Annotated in this window: 1 protein-coding gene; it reads right to left on the bottom strand. The window is 38.8% G+C overall.

Annotated elements, in window-relative coordinates:
- On the bottom strand, positions 1 to 389 hold a 389-nt coding region (locus DVW06_RS16935), incomplete at both ends, for a transposase family protein (RefSeq protein ID WP_137264926.1).

The following is a 389-nucleotide window of genomic DNA, read 5'->3' as shown; positions in this document are numbered from 1 at the left end:
AAGATCCGTGTCACCGTCCCATCCGAGACGAAGTACTTCTTAGCGATTAGTTTACGTGATTGATTTTCGTACAGTTCCATGAGAATTGCCTGCTTCAGTTCCTTTGTTAGTTGATGATGTTCATCAACTAAGTCCGTTTTCGCAGAAAAGGTCCTTCCACAATCATGGCAGAGAAAACGGGTACGTTTTAATTCTAAAATAGTTAACTTTTCTTTGACTTTCAACATCTGAGTGCGTGTCGTATAGGAACCGTTGCGGATAATACGAACCGATCGACAGTGTTCACAATAGGAAGGAGAGTCATCCAATTTTCCTTTAATAAACTGCGCTTGAACGCCTTTATATTCTTTTTCAATCAGCCATTCTTCATCAAAAAATAAATGTTTATC

Source organism: Enterococcus sp. ARL09-542 (assembly GCF_005234805.1).
GTDB classification, from domain to species: Bacteria; Bacillota; Bacilli; order Lactobacillales; family Enterococcaceae; genus Enterococcus_D; species Enterococcus_D gallinarum.
The sequence above is the reverse complement of the archived record's forward strand: the minus strand, read 5'-3'. Positions and strand labels throughout refer to the sequence as shown.